The sequence below is a fragment of the Psychrobacter sp. TB55-MNA-CIBAN-0194 genome (genome assembly GCF_040309505.1).
Taxonomy (GTDB): domain Bacteria; phylum Pseudomonadota; class Gammaproteobacteria; order Pseudomonadales; family Moraxellaceae; genus Psychrobacter; species Psychrobacter fozii.
The window spans coordinates 620,541-643,773 of record NZ_JBEOOW010000001.1; the positions used below are offsets into that span (position 1 = coordinate 620,541).

The 23,233-nt window shown below is 42.7% G+C and carries 15 protein-coding genes; 9 read left to right on the forward strand and 6 right to left on the reverse strand.

Translation table 11 applies throughout. The features are described from left to right. The first annotated feature begins 126 nt into the window (after nucleotides 1-126). From AAEY75_RS02430 to AAEY75_RS02445, 4 genes are all read left to right on the forward strand, one after another. A complete protein-coding gene (locus AAEY75_RS02430; RefSeq protein ID WP_352258187.1) occupies nucleotides 127-594 on the forward strand; it encodes a hypothetical protein in 468 nt (155 codons plus the stop codon). Nucleotides 595-643: 49 nt separating this feature from the next. Continuing rightward, nucleotides 644-2,791 (forward strand): beta strand repeat-containing protein, encoded by a 2,148-nt coding sequence (locus AAEY75_RS02435; RefSeq protein ID WP_352258189.1) that lies wholly within the window; start codon nucleotides 644-646, stop codon nucleotides 2,789-2,791. Nucleotides 2,792-2,922: 131 nt separating this feature from the next. Further along, a complete protein-coding gene (locus AAEY75_RS02440; protein ID WP_352258191.1) occupies nucleotides 2,923-8,241 on the forward strand; it encodes an SdrD B-like domain-containing protein in 5,319 nt (1,772 codons plus the stop codon). A 135-nt stretch (nucleotides 8,242-8,376) separates the two neighbouring features. After that, entirely contained in the window at nucleotides 8,377-9,150 is a 774-nt protein-coding gene (locus tag AAEY75_RS02445) for a hypothetical protein (RefSeq protein WP_352258193.1), read from the forward strand. A gap of 105 nt (nucleotides 9,151-9,255) precedes the next feature. On the opposite strand, the gene AAEY75_RS02450 is transcribed toward AAEY75_RS02445, so the two are convergent. The 4 genes from AAEY75_RS02450 to glpK form a co-directional block, all read right to left on the reverse strand. Continuing rightward, nucleotides 9,256-9,954 (reverse strand): TetR/AcrR family transcriptional regulator, encoded by a 699-nt coding sequence (locus AAEY75_RS02450; RefSeq protein WP_197216278.1) that lies wholly within the window; start codon nucleotides 9,952-9,954, stop codon nucleotides 9,256-9,258. 248 nt (nucleotides 9,955-10,202) lie between these two features. Then, on the reverse strand, nucleotides 10,203-11,231 hold the full coding sequence (locus tag AAEY75_RS02455; RefSeq protein ID WP_352258195.1) for an endonuclease/exonuclease/phosphatase family protein: 1,029 nt from the start codon (nucleotides 11,229-11,231) through the stop codon (nucleotides 10,203-10,205). A gap of 301 nt (nucleotides 11,232-11,532) precedes the next feature. Next, nucleotides 11,533-12,045, reverse strand: coding sequence for a hypothetical protein (locus AAEY75_RS02460; protein ID WP_352258197.1), 513 nt, complete (start codon nucleotides 12,043-12,045; stop codon nucleotides 11,533-11,535). A gap of 326 nt (nucleotides 12,046-12,371) precedes the next feature. After that, nucleotides 12,372-13,955 (reverse strand): glycerol kinase GlpK, encoded by a 1,584-nt coding sequence (glpK, locus tag AAEY75_RS02465; protein ID WP_352258199.1) that lies wholly within the window; start codon nucleotides 13,953-13,955, stop codon nucleotides 12,372-12,374. Nucleotides 13,956-14,408: 453 nt separating this feature from the next. Between glpK and AAEY75_RS02470 the strand changes: the two genes are divergently transcribed. From AAEY75_RS02470 to AAEY75_RS02490, 5 genes are all read left to right on the forward strand, one after another. Further along, a complete protein-coding gene (locus tag AAEY75_RS02470; RefSeq protein WP_197216284.1) occupies nucleotides 14,409-16,046 on the forward strand; it encodes a TolC family protein in 1,638 nt (545 codons plus the stop codon). A 50-nt stretch (nucleotides 16,047-16,096) separates the two neighbouring features. After that, entirely contained in the window at nucleotides 16,097-16,963 is an 867-nt protein-coding gene (locus AAEY75_RS02475; RefSeq protein ID WP_197216286.1) for a YihY/virulence factor BrkB family protein, read from the forward strand. Nucleotides 16,964-17,188: 225 nt separating this feature from the next. Then, on the forward strand, nucleotides 17,189-18,388 hold the full coding sequence (locus tag AAEY75_RS02480) for an HlyD family secretion protein (protein WP_352258202.1): 1,200 nt from the start codon (nucleotides 17,189-17,191) through the stop codon (nucleotides 18,386-18,388). 3 nt (nucleotides 18,389-18,391) lie between these two features. Beyond that, the gene (locus AAEY75_RS02485) at nucleotides 18,392-19,678 is read left to right on the forward strand and encodes an ABC transporter permease (RefSeq protein WP_352258204.1); all 1,287 of its coding nucleotides are present in this window, start codon (nucleotides 18,392-18,394) and stop codon (nucleotides 19,676-19,678) included. After that, complete coding sequence (locus tag AAEY75_RS02490; RefSeq protein WP_197216292.1) at nucleotides 19,678-20,874, forward strand: ABC transporter permease; 1,197 nt, start codon at nucleotides 19,678-19,680, stop codon at nucleotides 20,872-20,874. Before AAEY75_RS02485 ends, AAEY75_RS02490 begins: the two co-directional genes overlap by 1 nt. Before the next feature lie 156 nt (nucleotides 20,875-21,030). Here AAEY75_RS02490 and sthA read toward each other — a convergent pair whose 3' ends face one another. Beyond that, nucleotides 21,031-22,680, reverse strand: a complete 1,650-nt coding sequence (gene sthA, locus AAEY75_RS02495; protein ID WP_352258206.1) for a Si-specific NAD(P)(+) transhydrogenase — start codon at nucleotides 22,678-22,680, stop codon at nucleotides 21,031-21,033. A gap of 78 nt (nucleotides 22,681-22,758) precedes the next feature. Then, a complete protein-coding gene (locus AAEY75_RS02500; RefSeq protein ID WP_197216294.1) occupies nucleotides 22,759-23,154 on the reverse strand; it encodes a DUF4377 domain-containing protein in 396 nt (131 codons plus the stop codon). Between the last annotated feature and the right edge of the window lie 79 nt (nucleotides 23,155-23,233).

A 23,233-nucleotide genomic window follows, 5' to 3' on the forward strand; every position in this document is an offset into this window, starting at 1 on the left:
ATACTAAAAACGTATTTTACTTACATCAAACATACAGAACATTCTGAAAACACATTGGAAAAATTCACGAAATGAATTGGTTTGTTGAAGTGAAATAAATATTTTTTACTGAAAGAGAGACGAATTATGAAATTTTCTGCCATAACAACCAAATTAGTAATGACAACTATATTATGTGCCAGCTTTCTGGGTAATGCACATGCAGCAGATGCTCTAAAAATGGAACTAACAGCCAGTCAAGTTACCAAAAATGCAGACGGTAAGACAGTATATTCTCCGGTACGTACCGCACCAGTAGGTACTGTCATTCAATACAAGGCAACTTACACCAATACTATTAGTAAAGATATCAACGACTTGATGGTCACTCTACCTATTCCTATAAATATGACATTTACTGGTGAGGCACAACCTACAAGTGCACAAGCCAGTACTGATGGCAAGAATTATGCTGATATGCCTTTAATGAAAAAGGTAGATGGCAAGATGGTAAAAGTTCCATATTCTGAATATCGTACTCTACGCTGGAATATCAAGTTATTACCGGCGAAGAAGACAGCTGTTGTTGCTATCAATACTACCGTTGACCGATAAACCTATTGACTCTTAACACCTCTAATTAAACCCCTAGGAAATTTACCGTATGAAACCTAATTCATTTAAGTACTCAGTGTTGGCTGTTGGTCTAGCCACAGCAATGAGCATCACTACTGCCAATGCTGCTACCCCGACGGGTGGTACTTCTGGTTCATTTAATGTAACAAACAAAGCAACTGCTTCTTATACGGTCGCCGGTAATACCACTTCACAGACTGCAGAGTCGAATGTAGTTACGGTGAATGTTACTGAAACTGGTTCGTTCTCTTTGATATCAACAGTAGTTGATGATGTAAAGGATGATGATTTTGGTAAAGACCGTACTATTAATGCGCAAGCGAGCTCAACAGTAGATTTCACTCATACATTGACTAACGGTGGTAACGTTAACGACACTTACAAGATCACTCTTGCTAATGTAACTGGCGATAATTTTGACTACAACCTTGGCAATAGTGTTATTAAGTATCAAAAAACCAATGCAGCTGGCACTAACATTGGTAGTGAAGTAACTATTACTAATAACGATTCAATTGCATTGGCACCAGGTGAAAAAGCGCTCATTACCGTTACTGCTCAGTCTGATACTAAGCGTGTTGCGGACGCTAACGGTATCTTGACGGTTACTGCTGAAAGTACTTACTTAAAATCGAAATCTGCAAACACAGCTCCTGCTACTTATACAGCAGTCAACACTGATAATGCTAAAACAACAACTCCAATATACAAAATCGTAAAATCAGCTCAAACCAATCTTTTAAACAAGAACTTTGATTTAAATAATGCCAATGCTTATGTTGATTACACTGTAACCGTTAAAAACGAAGGCAATATTGATGGTACTGCCATTGTTATTTCTGATGACTTACCTACAGGCTTAGTTGCCATAAAGTCTACTGAGACTAGCTACACTGCACCGACCACTATATCTTCTAACGGTAGCGCAGCAGTTACACCTGTTATATCTAGTGATGGTAAAACCATCTCAGTGACAGGTCAAAACGTTAAAGTAGGCGAAACTATTACGCTTACTTTCCGTGCTAAGAAAGCAACTGGCGCAACAACTAGTAGCTTATTTACCAACTATGCAGTTGTTAAAGATAATACTAAGAGCGATGTAAACGCTAACACCCCGGATATCATTGATAGGTCTGATGATGGTGCTACTGCAGGTGGCCTAACAGAGAGCACTTATGAAAATACAGCTACGCCTACAATAGGTAAAGATGACAATACTAATGCAACCGTGACAACGACTAATCAGACTCGTGCTATTGCTATTACTCCAGGTGTAAACAAAGAAGTGGCTTTGGTCACTCCTGCAACTAACAATGATGTTGCTAACACTTATACTTATACCATCACCAACAACGGTACTGATGTCACAGAAGCAGCAGGAACAGGCGATAATGATAGTTCTGTAAAACTGTCTATAAAACCGACTGCTACTAGAAATAATGGCATTATCGATGACCCTAATATCAGTATCACACGTGTATACGTGGATGCTAACAACAATGGTAAATTTGACTCAGGTGAAACTGAACTCGTCGGTGTGAACGGTATTTATGAGCTGAACGCTGCCACTCCTTTCATAACAGGAAGTACTACTAATCGTAAAGGCCTAGCTCCTGGCGAAAGCGTCAAAATTGGCGTGCAAGTTGCCTCGTCAGGTGAAGGTAGCAACGATCCAAACTCTACACAAGCTAATGTAAATAACATAGGCGACTTTGAGACTTTGACAATAGCCATTCAGCCTAAGGGTCCAGTTAACGGTACTGCTGCACCTACTAGTACTGGCGATAATCCATTGTCCACAACGTCTACTACGACTATGCAAGGTGTTAATCTGACAAAATACCAAATAGTAGATAGTTGTGGTGCGAATCCTGCTGTTAGCTCTGCTGCTTGGTCAACTGGAAATGTAACAGCGACTGCTGCTCAGTGTATCTTCTATAAGTTAGAATCTAAGAACACTTTTACTGATAGCGCTAGAGTAATTAACAACCTTGTCGTATCAGATACTTTGGCATCTACGCTTACTTATCAAGCTAACAGCTTTTCAGCTTCGCCGACAGCAACCGATCAATCTCTTGGTCAGGTGATAAAAGTTACGTTTGCAACTGTAGCAGCTAATACAACCGCTAACGTTGTGTTTTCTGCGAAACCTTCACAGACCGGTACCAATCAATAATTAACTCAATAAATCTATGAGTAGCGAATGCTGCTTATAGAACACCCTTCTAGCTTGACCTAATCGATTTTTATTAGCCAAGCTAGAAGGCTCTTACCCTACCCCTTTATGTTTTATTGGATAAGCGACATATGACTCTATCTATCATGACACCGTCTAATCGTATCACATTGTGTACAGCGAAGATTTCTGCGCTGTCATTAGCGATGTTGCTTATGCAATCAAATATGGCGTTTGCTGCGCCTATTACTCTCGTGCAAACTATCAATAATATTGCTAATGTGGCTTATGACGTTGAGTCTATCAAACAAAACGGTATTTCAAATCAGGTACAGGCTAAAGTCTCAGACCTACCTGCATACGGTATCAGCTTGACTCAGCAGCCTCTACGCACTGTCATGCCTAACACAGAAGTAAGTTGGGTTAACGTACTGAGTAATACAAGTTATAGCGAGCAAACGGTTGAGCTAACACTTGCTATCTCGCCAACAGTTTCTAATTTAAAGGTCTATCAAGACCTTAATAACAATGGAAAAGTTGATTCAGCAGATAGACAAATCATGCTCGATAACTTGAGTGCTCAAATCAAACTTGGTCAGAGTGAAAGCATTCAGCTTATCGTACAAGCGCTATCAGATATCAATGGTCAAGATGGCGATACTGCTGATGTAAAAATTGGCGCTATCATACTAGAAGACCCATCAATAGCAGCGGTTGAAGCGATCGACAGACTTGTTATCATCGAGCCTGAGATAAAATTTACCACGCCTCAATTTGATGAAACCAAAGCCACCTCACAAATCAATGAAAACGTCTACGTTGACGCAAGCTATGCTCAGTGTAACGTGCAGACTGATAAGCCAGATCAAGTATGGATCACGGTTAAGTCTCCACTAACGGGTGACACCTACTCTCTCAAAGGCATCGAAACAGGCAATAACACCGGTAAATACCGCCTATCTGCCCCGACACAAAATAATGCCAATGCGATTGATGATAAATTTATCCAGACCTTGGTCAACGATACCTTAACGGCCAGTTTAGATGCTTGTATCGACCCTTCTGTCGGTACAGGTACTGATCAGTTACCAACTGCTAGCGACTTTACTGTCCGTATCGATGATCTAAATACGCAAATCAATATCATTGATGACAATGCAAGCTTAGTCGTGACCAAAGAAAGTGACGTCAAAAGCGCTGATCTTGGAGATTATGTCAGCTATACCATCAATGTTACGAATAACGGTAATGCTACGGCTTACGATGTACAGCTAAAAGATGCCCTACCACGCGGTTTTGATTACGTTGATAACAGTGTGCGTGTCAGTCCAACGACCAATGTAGATATCAATCAAGCACAGACTACTGAGTTTAAGGCTGATGGCAAATATCAGGTGCTAAGCTTAGGTAATATGGCAACTGGCGAAAGTAAAAAGATAACTTATCGTGTGTTGATTGGTGCCTCATCATTAGGTGGTGACGGTATCAACCGCGCGACTGCGGTGGCTAGCAACGACCAAGGTCAAAGTGTTGCTTCAAGAGAAGCACAATGGAAAATTGATGTAGAACGCGGCATCATGAATACGGAAGGTATTATCATTGGTAAGGTCTACCACGATATCAACCGTGACGGTATTCAACAAAAAGAAGACGGCGAGCTCGGTGTCGCAGGCGTCCGTATCTACATGGAAAACGGTAACTTTGTGGTTACTGATCCTGAAGGTAAGTATAATTTCTATGGGATCAGTGCAAAGACACACGTCCTGAAAGTAGACCGCACCACCATCCCTCATACAACCGAGATGGTCACCCAAAGTAATCGAAATGCTGGTGATGCTGGTAGCCGTTTTGTCGATTTAAAGTATGGCGAACTCCATCGTGCTGACTTTGCTATCGTTGGTGGCATGGACGATAGCACTGAACGCTTGAATGCTGAGCTAGTCGCTCGCAGCAAATCGGTAGGTACTAAAAATGATACCCTTGAGCAAGCGGTAAAAACAGAGCTGACACTAGACCCTGACTATAACACCGATACTACTGACAATGTCGATGCCAGTGGCTGTAATATCAACGGCGATTTAGATCTTGGTAATAATTGCGACTCTGCAATCGTCAATGACATGGTTGGTGAAGCAAGCAAACGTGTTGACATGGCTGTGACGACAGTAGCACCACCCGTCGAACAAGAATTAGAGCTATACCTAAAAGAAGTCGCTAATAATGATGTTGCCTTTATCAACTTAAACGAAGGTCAACAGCTTAGCTCTTATAAGCAAATAGTACAGGTACAAGCACCACTTGGATCAATATTCACACTATATGCCAACGGCAAAGCGGTATCAGAGCAAAAAATAGGTAAAACAGCTGAACAAGAAAAGCAAAACGTCACTGCTTTCGATTATTACGCAGTGGACTTACAACGCGGCAAGAACACCTTGCGCGGTGTGGCTACCGATATCAATGGTAAAGTCATCTCTGAACAAACGATCAAAGTATTGACGCCAGATAGCCTCCAAGCGATTGACTATCGTACTCAAACCCAACTAGTAGCTGCCGACGGTATCAGCGAATACCAAATCGTCATCAGCCTAAAAGATCGTGATGGTCGTCCTTACATTGCTTCAACACCGATTACTATTGACACGAACATCGGACGTATCAACCTGAAAGACGGTAGTCAAGACAAGGCCGGCACCCAAGTTATTGTATCTGGTGGCGAGCTATTGATTCCTGTAACCGCACCTAGCGCACCGGGTAAAGGCGAGCTGGTTATCGATACTGGCAGCAGCAAACAGGTTATCTATCTACAGTTTACCGCTCAGCTGCGTCCACTGATCGCTGTGGGTATTGTAGAAGGTGCTATCTCGCTCAAAGACTTTGATGGCGGCAGCATCACTGATGCTCAAGGCGCATTTGAACAAGAGCTAAATGAAATTTCTGGCGATGACAACTATTCAGCGACTGGTCGTGCTGCTATGTTCCTCAAGGGCAAAGTACGCGGCGACTATCTGCTGACATTAGCATATGACAGTGATAAAAAAGGCGAACGTTTATTCCGTGATATCGATCCTGGCGAATACTATCCTGTTTATGGTGACTCATCAGCTAAAGGCTTTGATGCCCAATCTACTAGCAAGCTTTACGTACGCCTTGATAAAGGTCGCTCGTTCGCTATGTATGGCGATCTAAAGACTCAGATTGATAATGATGAAGGTATCAAGCTCGGTCAATACAATCGTACTTTGACAGGCCTAAAAGCTCAGTTTGAAGACAGCAATACTCGTGTTACCGCTTTTTTAGCAGAGACCAGTACAAGCCAGCGTGTCAATGAGACTCGTGGTCTTGGTATCTCAGGCCCTTACCCGTTGGCTGAAAACTTTGATGCCGTACTAGAAAACTCTGAAACCATCGAAATCATCACTCGTGACGCAAACAATTCTGGACTGATCGTCAGCCGTGAGACACTGACACGTTTTGCTGATTACGAAATTGACCCTATTAGCCGTAGCCTATATTTAAAAAGTCCTATTGCCAGCCAAGATATTGATGGCAACCCTGTCTATATCCGTGTCACGGTAGAAGTAGATGAAGGTGGTGAAGATTACTTGGTTGGTGGTATCGCAGCCAAGCAACAGTTAAATGAGAAAATTTCTATTGGCGGTAGTTATATCAATAGTGATGATCCACTCAACAAAGAAGAGCTTGCTAGCCTGAATAGCGTCATTAAATTCAATGACAAGCTAAAGCTAGTCGCTGAATATGCCATGAACAAAGCTGAAAATCCAAACTTTCAGCCAAGTAACCAGATTAACACCACAGAGCTGAACGACAGTAATGTCGAAGGCAACGCATTCCGTATCGATCTTGATTTTGATAATAAGAAAAACACACGTGCCAAAGCTTATTACAACGATGCTGATGAAGGTTTTGTCACTGGTTCATCGCCACTGACTGCTGGGCGTACCGAATCTGGTGTAGAAATCAACCGTACTTTAAATAGTAAGCAAACTGCGTTAACGTTAGAAGGCATACGTACAGAAGATCATACTACTGATGCTAGCAGTGAAGGTGTACAAGCCAGTATCGAGCATCGCTTGACTGAAAACGTCGTTGGTGAAATTGGTGTGCGCTACTACAAACAAGACGCAACCGCTGCCTCACGTAACACTCAAGCTGCAACAGATGTTTTGGACATCACAAACGACACCTTGTTCAATGACGACATCATCAATCAGTCAGCGTTAAGCAGTATCAGCAGTGCGGACGAGGACATCGAAGGCACCACTGCTCGCGCCCGTATCACAGCGCATTTGCCGAAGCTAAATAATTCATTGGTATTTGCAGAATATGAGCAAGATATTGAACACAGCTCACGCAATGCAACATCTATTGGTGGTGAAACTCCAATGGGAAGCTTGGGCCGACTATATGCCCGTCATGATTTGATCAACAGCTTATCTGGTACTTATGGCCTTGATGACACTGATGAACGTCAGCGTACAGTTTTCGGTTTTGATGCCGCTTATATGAAAGATGGCAAAGTCTATAGCGAATACCGCATGAGTGATGCCATTAGTGCTCGCGAAGCTGAAGCTGCTATCGGTCTAAAAAACAAGTGGTATGTTCAAGAAGGTCTGACTTTAAATACCTTATTTGAGCGCGTTGAATCTCTTAAAGGTGAAGAAGATAACACGGCAACGGCGGCAGGTATCGGCGTTGAGTATCTTGCAAAAGAAGACTACAAAGCATCAGGACGTTTTGAGAAACGTTGGGGCGAGACGAGCGATACATTACTCGGTAGCGCAGGTATTGCGTACCGCTATACCGACGATATTACCTTATTGGCTAAAGACATTTATTCGCGTATTGACTATGACGATAGTGATCGTACGATCAACCGTTTTCAGCTAGGTGCAGCATACCGTGATTACGATAGCAACCAGCTAGACATGCTTGCAAAGTTTGAATATCGTTTAGATGACAATAATACTGGCGATGATATTTATCAGAAAGATACCATGGTGTGGTCATGGAACGGTAACTACCATCCTACGCGTGCTATGACATGGTCTGGTCGCTATGCAGGTAAATATACAGAATACAAAGCAGATGGGTTGACGAGTGATAACACTGCTCATGCCGTCTATGGTCGCGGTCTTTATGACATCAGTGAGCGCTGGGATATCGGCATGCAAGCGGGTACTTACTGGAACGAGCAAGCAAATGACTTGGCTTATATGCTTGGTGCTGAAGTAGGCTATAGCCCAATGACCAATCTTTGGTTATCCATTGGCTATAACTTCATGGGCTTTGAAGATGAAGATATTGCCTATGATGACAGTACGCAAGAAGGCGCTTACTTCAGATTGCGCTTTAAGTTTGATGAAGACTTATTCAAACGTGAAGATCCACGCAAGAATAACCGTCTAGCCAGTGACTCTACCTTATAGTTTGACAACATTGTTCTCAGTTACTGAGAACAATGTTGCACTTACTCTGTTATTTAGCATCAACCGATAGGCCATAGTTCTAGCCATAATGATGCTAAATATCAATACTTATTACCTTAATATAAGGTTTGCACCATGTTTACATCTGTAATTAAAACCATTTCTCGCAAACAGCCGATATATGCTGCACTGTCGGCAACAGTACTGCTAACAACTGTCTCACCTGTTTTGGCAGACAGTGCTACTGTACAGATCACAGATAAACATAGCATTACTGACTGTCGTAGTAATGCTCACTACCAAGAGCCTTCTTATAGATACCAAAGTAATGAGCAACGCGTCCTGAACTGTATGGTAGATCAGCTAAAATTTTACCAACAAGCTGATAAAACTGTGCAGCAACAGTATTTTGCTTACCAGGCACAAGGATGGCTAAACTACGCTATTCATCAAGACAGTATGAATAGCAAATCATCTGCTGGTCGTATAGCGACAGAAATGGCCGAGTCGATACTGCAAGCGCTAGAGACTGATACGATACCAAACATCGCACTACATCAAGACATACCTTCAAACTCTGCTCTTATGCGACCTGATTTATGGGCAACTTTAAATGCTCTTAAAGATAGTGATGGTATCGCCTCAGCACCACGTGAGATAGCATTTAGCGAAGTGGCTCTCATTTGGGCAGCCACCAATCAATGTGAGCGCGGCTGGCGAGAGTCAAGTATGCATTTTCGTATGGCAGACCGCTGGCTTGAACAAGCACGTGAGGCTTATGTAAACGCGCACGACTCACAAACCAATGTAAATTTAGAACAGCTAATCGTCCGCTATTATAAGCAATATGCGCCTTTGGACACGGGTGATGATGTTTGCCAAGGGCAAGTGTTGACCCCAGTTTCATAAAGCAATCATAGCCATATTCATTGATAATGGAATTATTAAAATCTTAAACACAAAAAAGCCGACATATTATGTCGGCTTTTTCTATACATTCTTAAGGCGATTGCTCTACACTGATACTTTTTTACGTGGTAGCTTCTCTGGCAAGTAGCAACGTAAATAGGCAATAAATGCAGTATTCGCTTCTTGGATATACTCATCAGTGATTTTCTGATGACGGCGATAAGACAATGTAAATATAGAATTGACAATACTATAAGCAATCAACAACGTATCTTGGATATCGTGGAAACCTGGCATCTCATAGCGTTCTGATAGACGTTTGTAAACCAAATCAACGATTTGATGATTAATGTCTTCACCAAAACTATCACCTTCAAAATCAGGCGTGTTGGTGTCATAAATGAGCTTTGCTTTCGTTTCATCATTATGAAATATCGTCACACACTGGTCAATCAGTGCGGTTAAATAGCCCTGCCATCTATCATAATTACCAACATCAACCGTCTCTACTATTTCTAATATTTCAATAGCATTCAAAAAGCGCAATGCTAAAAATATTGCTTCAATATTAGGGAAGAAATGATAAGCAGATGCTCTTGGAATACCCGCTTCTTCACAGACAGCAGCCAAGGTAATATCATTAATTGGTAGCGTTTCGCTCAATTTTTTGGCACCAGCCAACAATTTTTGACGGCGCGCACGGCCTTGCTGACTCGTAAACTTAAACTTATTCGGTACAAGTTTTTTTGCCAGTTCCGAGTCTACCAACACGTCTTCAATCTTTTCGTCTTTATTTTCGCTCATTATAAGTCTCTTAAGGTTACACCCTGTTTTATAAATACAATTTTCATTGGATAATATTTGTCCAAAATGAAATTATTACATCCTATTAGTAAGTAATATAGCGTCAATATGAGCGCTACTACATCTAACGGAGACGCATCATAAACGCTTGTACACCATCAAGCAAGGGAGATAAATGGGTTAAAAAATAATGTGTAAATCAACAATCTAATAGAGTTGACCATTTAGTGCAATTTAATATAATAAAACTAACTATTAAGTTTTATTTTCGCTCTTATAATACCATGATCGATGACTCTATCTGCATAATCCCATTTTAAATGGTCATTGAAATAGTCCACCCATTCAACCTGACCAAGTGAAAACTTACTGTCAGGCAAAAACTCTTCTGAAACAAATAGTTGATCAATCACTTCTGGCATGCCTTGATAGATATGGGTATATGCCACATCTTTCATCCAGCCATAGCGTGATTGAATTCGAGCAGCATCAAACAATGCGATATCGCGCATGCTTTTGTCATAGTTAACTTCACCCGTTTCTGCCATTAGTTGGGTGGTGACGCTACCAGTAACATCATTCATATCACCCAATAAAATCAATGGCTCATGAGTATGCTGCAAGCGCTCTATAATAGACATACGAATAGAAGCGGCTTCTGCAGCACGCATACATAAACTGCGTAGCTTGGCACGGACTCTAATATTAGGATCGTCCATATCTTCTAACAAGATGCCATTTTTATCACGTAAGAAAAAAGCACGCTTACTCTTAAGATGAGCAGTGATAATCGTTATTGGTTGGCCATATGCATTAACACGTACCACCAACGGCGGACGATTAAATCGCTGATAAGGACCTATATCAGGAACCTCAATCACCGCTTCAGGTAAAATCTCTTCTAACAAGCTGCTTTCCAGCTGTTCAAAACGGCTGATAATGCCAACAGCAGGCGTGTTCTGTGCGCCTTTACCTTGGGTATAAGGACTCGACACGTCATTACTGGCCAAGGGAACGACCACATGCTCCGCCTTAAATCCTAACGAGACTGCCAATGCTTCAAGCGCATCACTGTCCCATACTTCTTGCACAGCGATGATATCAGCATGTGCTTTTGATAATAAATCACTAATACCCTGTAGTTTGTGCTCATACTCATCACTATTATAAGCGGGGGCATTCTCGTAATAAATACGATCTGGATTAGCAAAATTTAGCAAATTAGCCGTGGCTATGTAAAACTGCTTTGAATTATTCTCTTTTATATTATTATTCATGGATTACCTACTATTATTATTCTTAACATTTGTTTTTAATAGTGTTTTTTGGAAATAACATGCATATATAACAAACAATATACAGCAAAAAAGCCCCCAAAGAAATCTTTGAAAGCTTCGAAAATGCATAAATTCAAGTTATTCTGTCTGTTAATAGAGCAATATCTACAAATTTACTCAATCTGGTCATAAGAGTGCAAGCTTACACACTGTTTGCTTACTTACACTTAATATGCTGTTAGTTTCACCTAGTTGATTTTAGTTCACTAATTAACATAAATAACTATATTGTTATTGTTCATTATGATACACGGTTCCATGCGTCACGTGATGCTCTACGTGCATCGTTCCATTCCATGCGCGATTCGCCTTTTACTTCGTGCCATGAACGCTCTAGCTCTGATTCATGATCTTCAAACCGAGCATCTACGGGATAGTTAGCACGATTAGCATAGCCTACTGCATAGGCGGGGTGCAAATCACGGTCGAAGTTATAGCCTTCTTTGTAATAATCCGCATTGGCATGCTCTGCGCGCCAGTAGGCTTCTTCATGGGTAGGATCAAGAGCTTCTGCTGCTGCATGTCCAGCGCCGCCGCCAACGATAGCACCAATAGCGCCACCAATTAAGGTACCCAGTGGACCTGCCATTGTACCAATAGCTGCACCTGCCGCTGCACCGCCTACACCACCAATACCTGTTCCTAGTGGATGTGAGCCTGGCTCACCAGTGATAATGTCAGCATTTAGGTCTTGCTTTGCCTCTTTTGACATATGTTTTACTTCACTGCGATCAATACTGTCATGGTTACTCATATTATTATCCTTAATTGTTTATTATATATTCGATTTATTAAGTGCCTGTTTCTTAAGCACCTGTTTCTTAAGTGCTTATTTATTAAGTTATGAATCTTAAAATTGTAATTTTACCAATTTCTGAAGAATCAGCACGTTTGCTTAATTCGACTAAAGTATAATAATTTATGGATAACAACGGATAGGCAGATTATGTAAACTGTGTCCAAGTTGCGATTGCGTTGCGTTACAGCCTGTATCTTTATAATGTTTTTGTAGAACACTCAACAACGTTAAGTAATCTTCCGTTAATTAGTGACAGCGTTTTAATGATACTGTTCGACCATTTATACCGTTCTTAATGCTCGATCAATAGCTTGTTTCCACTTATTGAGGTGTTGCTCACGAATATCGCTGGACATTGTAGGTTCAAAAATCCGCTCAACTTGCCATGATGCTCGCATCGTTGCTTCGTCATATAGCCCAGTTTTTAAGCCTGCCAGTAACGCAGCACCTTTGGCAGTAATTTCTGTGTCTCTCGGGCGCAGTACTGGTACATTAAGTAAGTCAGCCTGAAACTGCATCAGCAAATCATTATTGGCCGCACCGCCATCTACTCTTAGCTCAGTCAGCGGATGAGGGCTGTCTTTTTGCATGGCAATGAGGACATCGTAAGTTTGATAAGCCACTGCTTCTAGAGCTGCACGCGCAATATGCGATTTAGTAGTGCCACGGCTCATGCCCGTGATACTCGCGCTGATATCAGAGCGCCAATAAGGTGCGCCAAGTCCTGTAAATGCAGGTAGCAAAACCACATCCTCACTACTGTCTACCTGCCGTGCCAAATCTTCAACATCGCTGATTTTTTGAATCATACCCAAATTATCACGCAGCCATTGGACGATCGCACCCGCCATAAACACACTGCCCTCTAATGCATAGGTCACTTCTTTTTTGGGTGGCTGTAGCATACGCTTACCCGATTGTACGATTTGATCAAACGATAGATTCTCTGGACGAGTTGGCATAGGTTTTCTTTGCCACGCGATGGTTGTCAATAATTTATGCTCACTGAGTTTTGGTTTTTGACCAATATTCATCAGCATAAAACATCCTGTGCCATAAGTATTTTTTGCCATGCCAGCATCGAGACAACCTTGCCCGAATAGCGCGGCTTGTTGATCACCCAATACAGCATGAATGGGTATCTGCTTGGCAAATAGGCCTTTTTTAGTTTTACCAAAATCACCATCAGATGGTAGAACCTTTGGCAAGATATTCATGGGTATGGCAAACCGCGCACACAACTCTTGTGACCACGCCAGTTTATGAATGTCATATAGTAACGTACGAGAAGCATTGGTCACATCAATGACATGCTCTCCGCCAGTCAGTTTATAGATAAGCCAACTGTCTATCGTACCGACCGCGATTTCACCCCTATTAGCACGCACGCTCAATTTGGGATTGTTTTCGAGCAACCAAGCAATTTTACTGGCACTAAAATAAGGATCTAGACGTAAGCCTGTGATACGTTGTACTTCACTTGCCATGTCTTCATCGCTATCATTAGTAACCTTTTCCACAGCCAATGTTTGACAATAGCGCTCCGTACGGCGATCTTGCCAAATAATAGCAGGCGCTAAGGGCTTACCCGTTTGCTTATCCCAAATAACAATCGACTCACGCTGATTGGTAATCGCAATACTGGCGACATCGGTAGCAAGTAGGCCTGCCCGATTGATCACATCATGTGCACAGCTAATCTGAGTCTGCCAAATTTGTTGGGCATCTTGCTCGACATATCCAGCTTTGGGTGTTTGCAGCGTTGTCGGCTGCTGTACCATTTTTATCGGACGTGCATGGTCATCGTACAATATCGCGCGACTCGATGTTGTCCCTTGATCTAAAGCCAAAATGTATCCTGCCATGCCACCCACCTTCTACTGGTATTGTTTATACGATTCATTAATTGGTGCAATGATTCAATCATTCATTACGTATTACTGCTTACATTACCTAATAATGTCATTTAATAATAATAATTATTGAATACTAATCCGCTCAAACCTAAAAATACGCCACCCATGGTATTCGCTATCACATTACTTATAAACGAATATTTTAAAACTAAATCAGCTCTCTATCATACTGCTATTGACTATACAATAGAAAACAGGAGAATATTGAGCATTGACCCGTCACCATTGTGGCACTACAGTGTACGCTTTGTTATTGATAACAAAGTTCTGGTCTCTGTAATAGACTGGTATTTCGGCTTTTCTCCATCAGTAAATAGCTACAATGGTTCATACTTTCGCTATAGTTAAGACGTTATCTGACACCAAAACACCTTGCACTCTAATTAATGGCTTATGTGACTTATGAAATTTGCTTTATCGACTCTATCTAATTCGGTGATGATGGTTGCGCTTATAGCTTCAGCGGCATCCAATGTCGCAAGCGCAAACGAGAGTAATACTGAGCTCCAGAATAATGTGACACAAATTACTGATGCCGACTATCCAAGCGATATTCAAAAAACCCGTGCCCAAGACAGCTCAATTACTACAAACCAAGAACTGAATAAAGCTCAGCAACCAATTGGTCTATCTACGGTTATCGACCCAATTACTCATAAAAGTATCGATGATAGTTATTCTTTAGAAGTACCTAGCTTATTGAGTCTCGAACAAGCCCAAAATATTTTATTACAAGTATCGCCGAAAATCGCTGCCAATCAAGCAGCAATCGCCGCCAGTGATTATCAGACTGATGCGCTAAGCACCTTAGACAACCCATTGGTATTTGCACGAGTATCAGCGACTGCTTACCATCTGGACACTGATGTTGATTTATCATCACTCAAAAGTGGTGTTGTCAGCGAAATAGACAGCATCGTCCCAGCTATACCAAACTTGCCCGATTTTGATGGATTGGTTGATGAGCGTATCCCAGATTCTTATAATATAAAACGCTCGGGCTCAACATCGGGTGCAGGACTTGGTGTCTTATGGCCTATCTATACCGCTGGACGCACAACTGCCTTAATAGGCGCTTCTGATGCTCGTACTCAAGAAGCCGTCGCAGACAGCTTGTTGGATAAAAATGAGCTATATAACACGTTGATTGAGCGGTATTTCAAAGCGCAGTTGGCTATCATTGCGGCCTACTTACGCGAAGATGCTTATGATACTCTGCAACAGACTGACCATATGGCTCAGCGACTGTTTGAAGAAGGCTTCATCTCTCGTGTTGATCGGTTAGAAGCACAGTCTGCACTGGCCGATGCAAAAAGCGAATCCGTCAATGCCAACAATGATGCACGCCTTGCGATGATGGCCTTGCAACGCCTATTGCGTACCGAATATCGCATCAAACCTACCACACCACTATTTGTCTCTAGTCGTCCCTTACCAGATGTAAATTACTTTCAAGATTTGGCACTGACCAATCATCCAGGTTTACAAAAAGTAGCGGCCAAGCGTGCGCAAGCACAGCAGTTACACGCACTGTCCGATACGGGTTACAAGCCTACTGTCATGCTGTATGGCTATAGTCAAGTTGAAAAAGACCCTAGTTGGGTTACTGGTATTTCGGCAAGCTGGAAATTATGGGGCGGACTAGATAAAACGGCATCGCTGGCATCGAGCAATGCCCAAATCCGCCAAGCAGATTTGTCTGAAATTGAAGTCAGTGACAATCTATTATTATTAGTAGAAAAAAACTGGCACGATGTCAACAATGCTCAATCACGTTATCAAGCATTACAAAGCAATGTTGATCTGGCTGCAGAAGTACTGCGTTTACGCCGATTGGGGCTGCAAGAAGGCGTGAATACCCCTATCGAAGTGGTGCAGGCTCAGACACAGTCACTCAAAGCACGTACGGAACAAGCACAAGCAGCAAACAGTTACGTACAGTCGCTGGCGGCGCTCATGCAAAGCTGCGGCACGCCTCTCGCGTTTAACGCTTATCTGAATGCTGCCGACATTCAATTGCCGACTTTATATAACGAATAATAATTTGATATGAGTAATTAATTAATCAGCCTATTGCGAATACCTGTCTTATGAAAGAACCAACTTCTACATCAACAAATAGCTGGCTACAGACTTTACTAGAAACCTGGCGTATCGCGAACAGCTCTAATGTTTGGGCACATTGCGCGAGCGTGGGGTTTTTTGGTTTTCTCTCCATTTTTCCAGTAATGGCGGTATTTGTACTGCTTTATGGTCTCGCATTTTCACCCGCTGAGATGCAAGAACAGATTGCGCTTTTACAGCCATTTATACCTGATACAGTATATGAAATCCTAAATTCACGTCTGAGCGACTTGGTCTCTAGCACCACGTCTACACTAACGCTCAGCCTTGTTTTATCGAGCTTACTCGCTCTTTATGCTGGCTCTAAAGGTATCAAGTTTTTAATTATTCTGATCAATCTTGCCTTTCATATCACTCAAGAGCGCGGCTTTATACAAGGCACCATCAGAGCCGTTGGTTTGACCCTTGCAGCAGTAGTTGTGTTGATTATCGCGGTTTCCTCTATTGCTATCATACCGTTGGGGGCGGCCTACTTTCCTTTCCCTCAGATAGCTAAGACCATTGCGCTTTGGAGCCGATGGCCGATATTGGCAGGTATCATATTTTTAAGCTTTTTAGGCTTGTATCGCCTAGCACCAAACCGTGATGCCGTAGCGCTAAAAAAACTGGTGCCAGGAGCAGCGCTAGCAACCGTTCTTTGGATTTTACTGTCTGTCATATTTTCAATTTATGTACAGAACTTTAATAACTATAGCGCTGAGTTTGGCGCGCTTTCAGCGGCTGTGGTCATTATGCTGTGGCTCTATTATTCAGCATTTATCGTGGCCTTTGGTGCAATTTTTAATTCTGAAGCCATAGAAAGTGCCAAACCTTATGCTACCCGTGTTTACTAGGCCATGTCATCAATTAGATTCTGATTCTGAGGCTAAAAATGAGAAAATTGTAGATATACAAGGAAGGAATTGCCGTTAATATGAATATATTGACAAAATTACTGACGATGTTTAGCAAAATTTAGCCATTTTAAGGCCACTAAATGTATTAATGTGCTAATTGATGACACGCCCGAATTATAAACCCTTTATTTTCAACTTTGTTGCTTTAGGAATCTCACCGTCATGACTGAATTTCCAAACGAATCAGACCACTCACAAAAATCAGCTGATTCAACCGAGCCAGTAGTCTCTCAAGATGGCGAAACTTCAGTTGATGCTGCAGAAGATATACCTGATACCCAACAAGAGCAGACAGTGCCTCACTATAAGCGCGATGCAGCAAAAGCTGATAAATCTGCCATGATAAAAAAAGGGCTTCTAGCACTATTTATTTTGATTGTATTAGGCATGGTGGCTTACGGTCTATATAAGAGTAATCAGCACAGTGAACCTGAAGTGATTACCTTACAAGGGCAGATGCAGATGCAGCAAACGTCCATCGCTGCAAAAGTACCGGGGCGTATTTCTAAGATTTTGGTAACCGAGGGTGATGCTGTCACCGCTGGTCAACAGCTTATTGAAATGGACTCGCCTGAGATTAATGCCAAAATTGATCAAGCACGTGCTGGCAAGCAAATGGCACAAAGCCAGTTAGATAAAGCAGAAAATGGCGCCCGCCCACAAGAGATCGCTCAAGCAAAAGCGGCATGGCAAGCCAATAAAGCGGCATCGGACTTGGCAGAAAACACCTATCAACGTGTCAACCGTCTGTATGAAGAAGGACTAATGGCACGACAAAAACGCGATGAAGCATACGCTCAATATCTGGCCACCCAAGACCAAACTGAAGCAGCACGCTTGCAATACGACTTAGCGATGGAAGGCGCACGTAGTGAAGACAAATCAGCTGCCACCGCACAAGTGGCACAAGTCGATGCAAAACTCGATGAAGCCCTAGTCGCAAAAGATGAAGCCAATTTACGAAGCCCAATAGCAGGTATCGTGGACAATGTCATTGTGAATGCTGGCGAAGTCATCGGTCAAGGTGTGCCACTGCTCACGTTGGTCGATACCAGTGATCAGTGGGTCGTGCTCAACGTCACTGAGACGTATTTGAACCAGTTGGCAATTGGCCAGCAGTTTACGGGGACGATTCCAGCGCTATCCTCGGCAAATAAACCTTATACAAAGCAGTTTACGGTCTACGCCACTTCGACATTGTCTGACTTTGCCACTTGGCGTCCGACCAATAATGATGATGGGTTTGATGTACGTACTTTTGAGGTAAAAGCACGCCCAACGACGCCTGATGCACGGATTCGCTCAGGTATGAGTGTCGTTGTGCGCATCAACCCTACTCTTACTAATAAAAGCCCAGAGTAGCCCATGCGCCTGACCAAGCTAAGTGGGGCTTTTTTACGTAGTGCGGCCTATGAGCGGCGGTTTTTAGCCAAAAATCCGTGGGACTTAGCCATGGTAGTTTGGATACCATTAGCAACTGTACTGCTGATTTGGTGGATATTTTCACAAACTCAGATTACGGATTTGCCCATTGGGGTCATCGACCGAGACAACAGCCCAGTGGCCAATACGGCTGTACGCTACTTAGAAGCCAGTCCGACGCTGATGGTAAAACAGACTTATACCTCAGAATCTGACGCAGAGGCCTCTATCTTGCAACGCGATATCTATGCAGTCGTCATTATTCCTGAAGACTTCTCTCGTAATATTTTATCTGGCAAGCCCGCCCCGTTGGTGTTGCAAGTAAACGCGCAGTACGGTACGCATTCGGGCATTATTCAAACCAGCGTACAAACGGTGGCTAGCACATTATCCGCAGGCGTCGAGATACAGCGTTTGGTCAAGCAAGGTATGGCACCTTCACAAGCGGCAATTGCCTACTCGCCGATTAGCATACAACGTATCAGCCTGTTCAATGCTGCGACCAACTATCAACAGTTTTTGGCCTCAACTGTCATTCCTGCCCTGCTGCATATCTTGGCAATGGTGATTGGTGCAACGACGATAGGCCGTGAGCTACGTGATAAGAAAATCGGTCACTGGTACGATGTTATTACTAATAGCAATGTTGATGAAAACCAGCATAACAATCAGTATGACATTACTAATGAAAAAACAGGCTTTTCTGAGAATGGCACTCAGTCCAGACAAGTGTGTATTTCAATATTGTTGTTTGGATTATTGGGCAAGTATTTTTGGCCATTATTGGCTTATAGTATCTGGTCGATGTTGGCAATCTGGTTCGCTGCACCGCAAGCGTCCGTTGCTATTAGCTCGATTGTTGCCACTTATATTGGTCTCTTACTATTGATGATGCTCTCGTTCTTTCTCGGTGCTATCTTAACGTTGAATTCGTTTTCACTGCGCATGGGCTTGTCTTCTACCGGTTTTATTTCCGCACCGTCTTACGCATTTGCGGGTGTGACTTTTCCGTATATCGCCATCAGTGACAATGCTCAGCATTGGTCAGATGTGCTCCCGCTTACCCATTACTTAAAATTGCATATTGCACAGTTACAAATGCATGCGCCTGCTGCGGTGTCATTACCGATTGTCTATGGACTTACCCTAGCCACGACGATTGCGATGCTCCTGACCACATTATTGACCAAACGTGCGTTGGCACATCCTGAACGCTGGGGAGCACGCTAATGCCAGTTTCACCGAAAGAGAATGCGTCCACGACTGATGCAAAATTACACGCACAGACGCAGAATTTTCTTGGTGGGTTTTTGCAAACCCTAAAAGATATCTTTACTGACAAAGGTGTTCTTTTACTGTTGATGATTGCTCCTATGATTTACGGTTTCTTTTATCCTTGGCCCTACTCAACCGAAGTCATCAATCATGTGCCCGTTGGCATTATTGATTATGACAATAGCAATATGTCACGGACTATCGTTCGTTATGCGAGCGCTAGCCCGCAATTAGATACAGAGCGTTTTCTAAATGAGCAAGATGCTAAAGACGCCATATGGTCAGATGAAATCGCTGGATATATGGTCATTCCAAGCGGACTTGAGCAACAAGTCATGTCTGGCAAAAAGGCCAGCGTCAGTGTATTGGGCAATGGTGGTTATTTTTTATTAAATAAAAATGTCCAGATGGGATTTTTGAAAGCCATTAGTACGGTGTCAGCAGGTATCGAGGTTAAGAAAAGCGTGGCTCAAGGCATTTATCCAACGACCGCGACGGCCAATACCCAAGCCGTACCATTGCAAATTATACCTTTATACAACCAAACTGAAGGATATGGTGCATACGTCGTGCCAGCCGTTTCTATTCTGATTTTGCAACAAACGCTTTTGATGTCAACGACGATGTTGATTGGCACATGGTATGAGAAACGTCGTCATAGGACTACTATCCGTGGATGGCTGGGTCGTATTGCAGCGCTTAGTATGTGCAGCTTTATCATCGGCTGCTTTTATTATGGCTGGGCATTTGAGCTGCATCACTATCCGCGCGGACAGAACATGCTCGGTAGTCTATTGTTTCTACTGTTATTTTGTCCAACCGTGGCAACACTTGGCTGTGTATTGGGGTTATGGTTTCGCCAACGTGAACGTGGTATGCAGATTCTCATCTTCAGCTCTTTGCCCATGTTTTTTATCAGTGGCTATCCGTGGCCGGCTGACCAATTACCCGCGTTTTTACAAGCTATACGCTGGCTGATACCCACGACACCTGGCGTCAACACATCGGTACAGCTTAACCAAATGGGTGCAAGCGTCTCACAGGTCGCTATTGGGTTTTATGCACTTGCCGCTCTATGGCTATTTTACTTTATGCTGCTTATGCTTATTCTTTGGTATCACACTGATAAACAAAGTCAGACAGTCGCATAAAACATAGCTCTATTAAAAGTTCTGCATATATGCTTGGATTACAGACTCTGAGCTATGCTTAGATTAATAAATAAGCCACAAAAAAGCGCCTGCACTATTAATAATATAGTAGCAGGCGCTTTTTTATTGATATGACTTTATTTGAATAAGCTTGTTTTAAAAGACGCGATTCAAACCGTTCAATGCCGCAACACGATAGGCTTCCGCCATTGTTGGATAGTTGAATGTCGTATTCACAAAGTACTCAAGCGTGTTATTGCTCTTACACTTCATGACGGCTTGACCAATATGAATAATTTCTGACGCATGATTACCATAACAATGGATACCCAAGATTTCTAGCGTATCACGATGGAACAAAATCTTTAGGACACCCGAACGTTCACCGATGATTTGTGCACGTGCCAGATGTTTAAAGAATGCCTGACCCACTTCATAAGGGACTTTTTCATCCGTCAGTTCTTGCTCTGTTTTACCAATACAAGAGATTTCTGGAATCGTATAAATACCAGTCGGTACGCTAGATACTGGCTCAGCATCATCGTCGCCTACCATAAAGGCAGCGGCACATCGCCCTTGGTCATAGGCAGCAGATGCCAAAGACGGCCAACCAATCACATCACCAGCGGCATAGATATTTTCGATACCTGTGCAATAAGTATCATCGACTTTCAGCTGACCACGGCTATTGGCTTTTAGACCAATGGCTTCTAAGTTTAAGCCTTCTGTATTACCTGAGCGACCATTTGACCAAAGAATGGCGTCTGATTTGATGCGCTTGCCACTCTTTAAGTGCAAGACTACATAATCATCATGAGTTTCAAGGTGATCAATCTCCTCGTTACTACGAATCAGTACACCAAACTGCCTAAAGTCATGCGCGATGGCATCACTAATTTCGCTGTCTAAGTAATTCAGCAGCTGATCTTGGTTATTGATTAAGTCAACTTTATAGCCGAGACCGGTAAAAATAGACGCATACTCACAACCGATCACGCCTGCACCATAAATGATGATTTTTTTAACGACATAATCCATTTGCAGGATTTTATCAGAATCAAAAACGCGTGGATGATCAAAGTCTAGAATGTCAGGACGGTAAGGACGGCTACCGACAGTAATGATGGCTTTATTAAAAGTAATGTTTTCAAAAACATTGTCATCGGTTTCAATGCGTAGCGTGTGCTCATCGACAAAGCTTGCCCACCCTTGAATCACTTCAATGCGGTTGCGCTCATAAAAACGTGTATGCGTACTGACTTGACGACGTATTACTTGACGGGCTTTGGCCAGCACTTCATTGAGTGGTACTTGCTTATATTCCATCGCCTTGGTAAACATCGGATCACGGCGAAAGTTGATCAAGTTAAATACGGATTGGCGCAGCGCTTTACTTGGGATGGTACCCACATGAGTAGAGTTGCCACCTACTTGGTCACGCGGGTCAACGACCACGACTCTTTTGCCAGACTTAGTCAGCTTCATGGCAGCAGCTTCACCAGCAGGGCCTGCTCCTAAAATAACTGCGTCATATTCATACGCATGATCATCGCTCTTTAGGCGGCGAGAGTCTTTGGCAAAACCAGATTTGACATCGATTCGTGTGTCATCAAGTGGATTCACAAGATCAGGGTGATGTATAAAATCATCAGTGACTTGCTCGTGAGTCTGTTCAATATTTTGTTGTTTATTTTTGCTTTCAGTGTGCTCAGGATTAGGTATGTGACCATCCGCTTTATTAGATACTTCGGTATGGGTATCTTCACCGATATCATTAGTCGCGTCGCTTGGTTTTTTACTTCCCATCGTATCCTCTTTATATTTACTGGTTTATTTGATATCTAGACCGTGAGTGAGTCAATAGTTAAATGAGTCAGAGTCACATTATTGAGGGTTGCTCACCATACGTTGTGACACAATATTTTGTAATGTCCAATACCCAGTGAGACTCTGCTTTCCCTCATCGATCTGCGGGCGAGCACTGATCACATATTCAGTACCGAGCGCTGGCTGAAAATCTTCAATCCAATCGTAAGGAATCTGAAACACACTACCATCTTTGGACTTGGCCAGCAGACACTGCATCGGTAATGCAGAGGCACAGGCCACCCGATTTGGCATAATCGTTAACGTTTGTGCATCACCCAATACGATAGACGGCACATAACGTGGCTCAGGTACTGGCTCACGCGACGTCTGACAAGCCGTCAGTAATGTCGCTACACTCAGTAAGCTCGCCAATAATAAAGGGGTTTTGCTAGATTTGTAAGCTGAACTCATAATGTTCTCTATATGATAATGAGATTATATTGAACCGACTATGGTCAAATCGATTAACATTTGATTTGATTAAACGAAC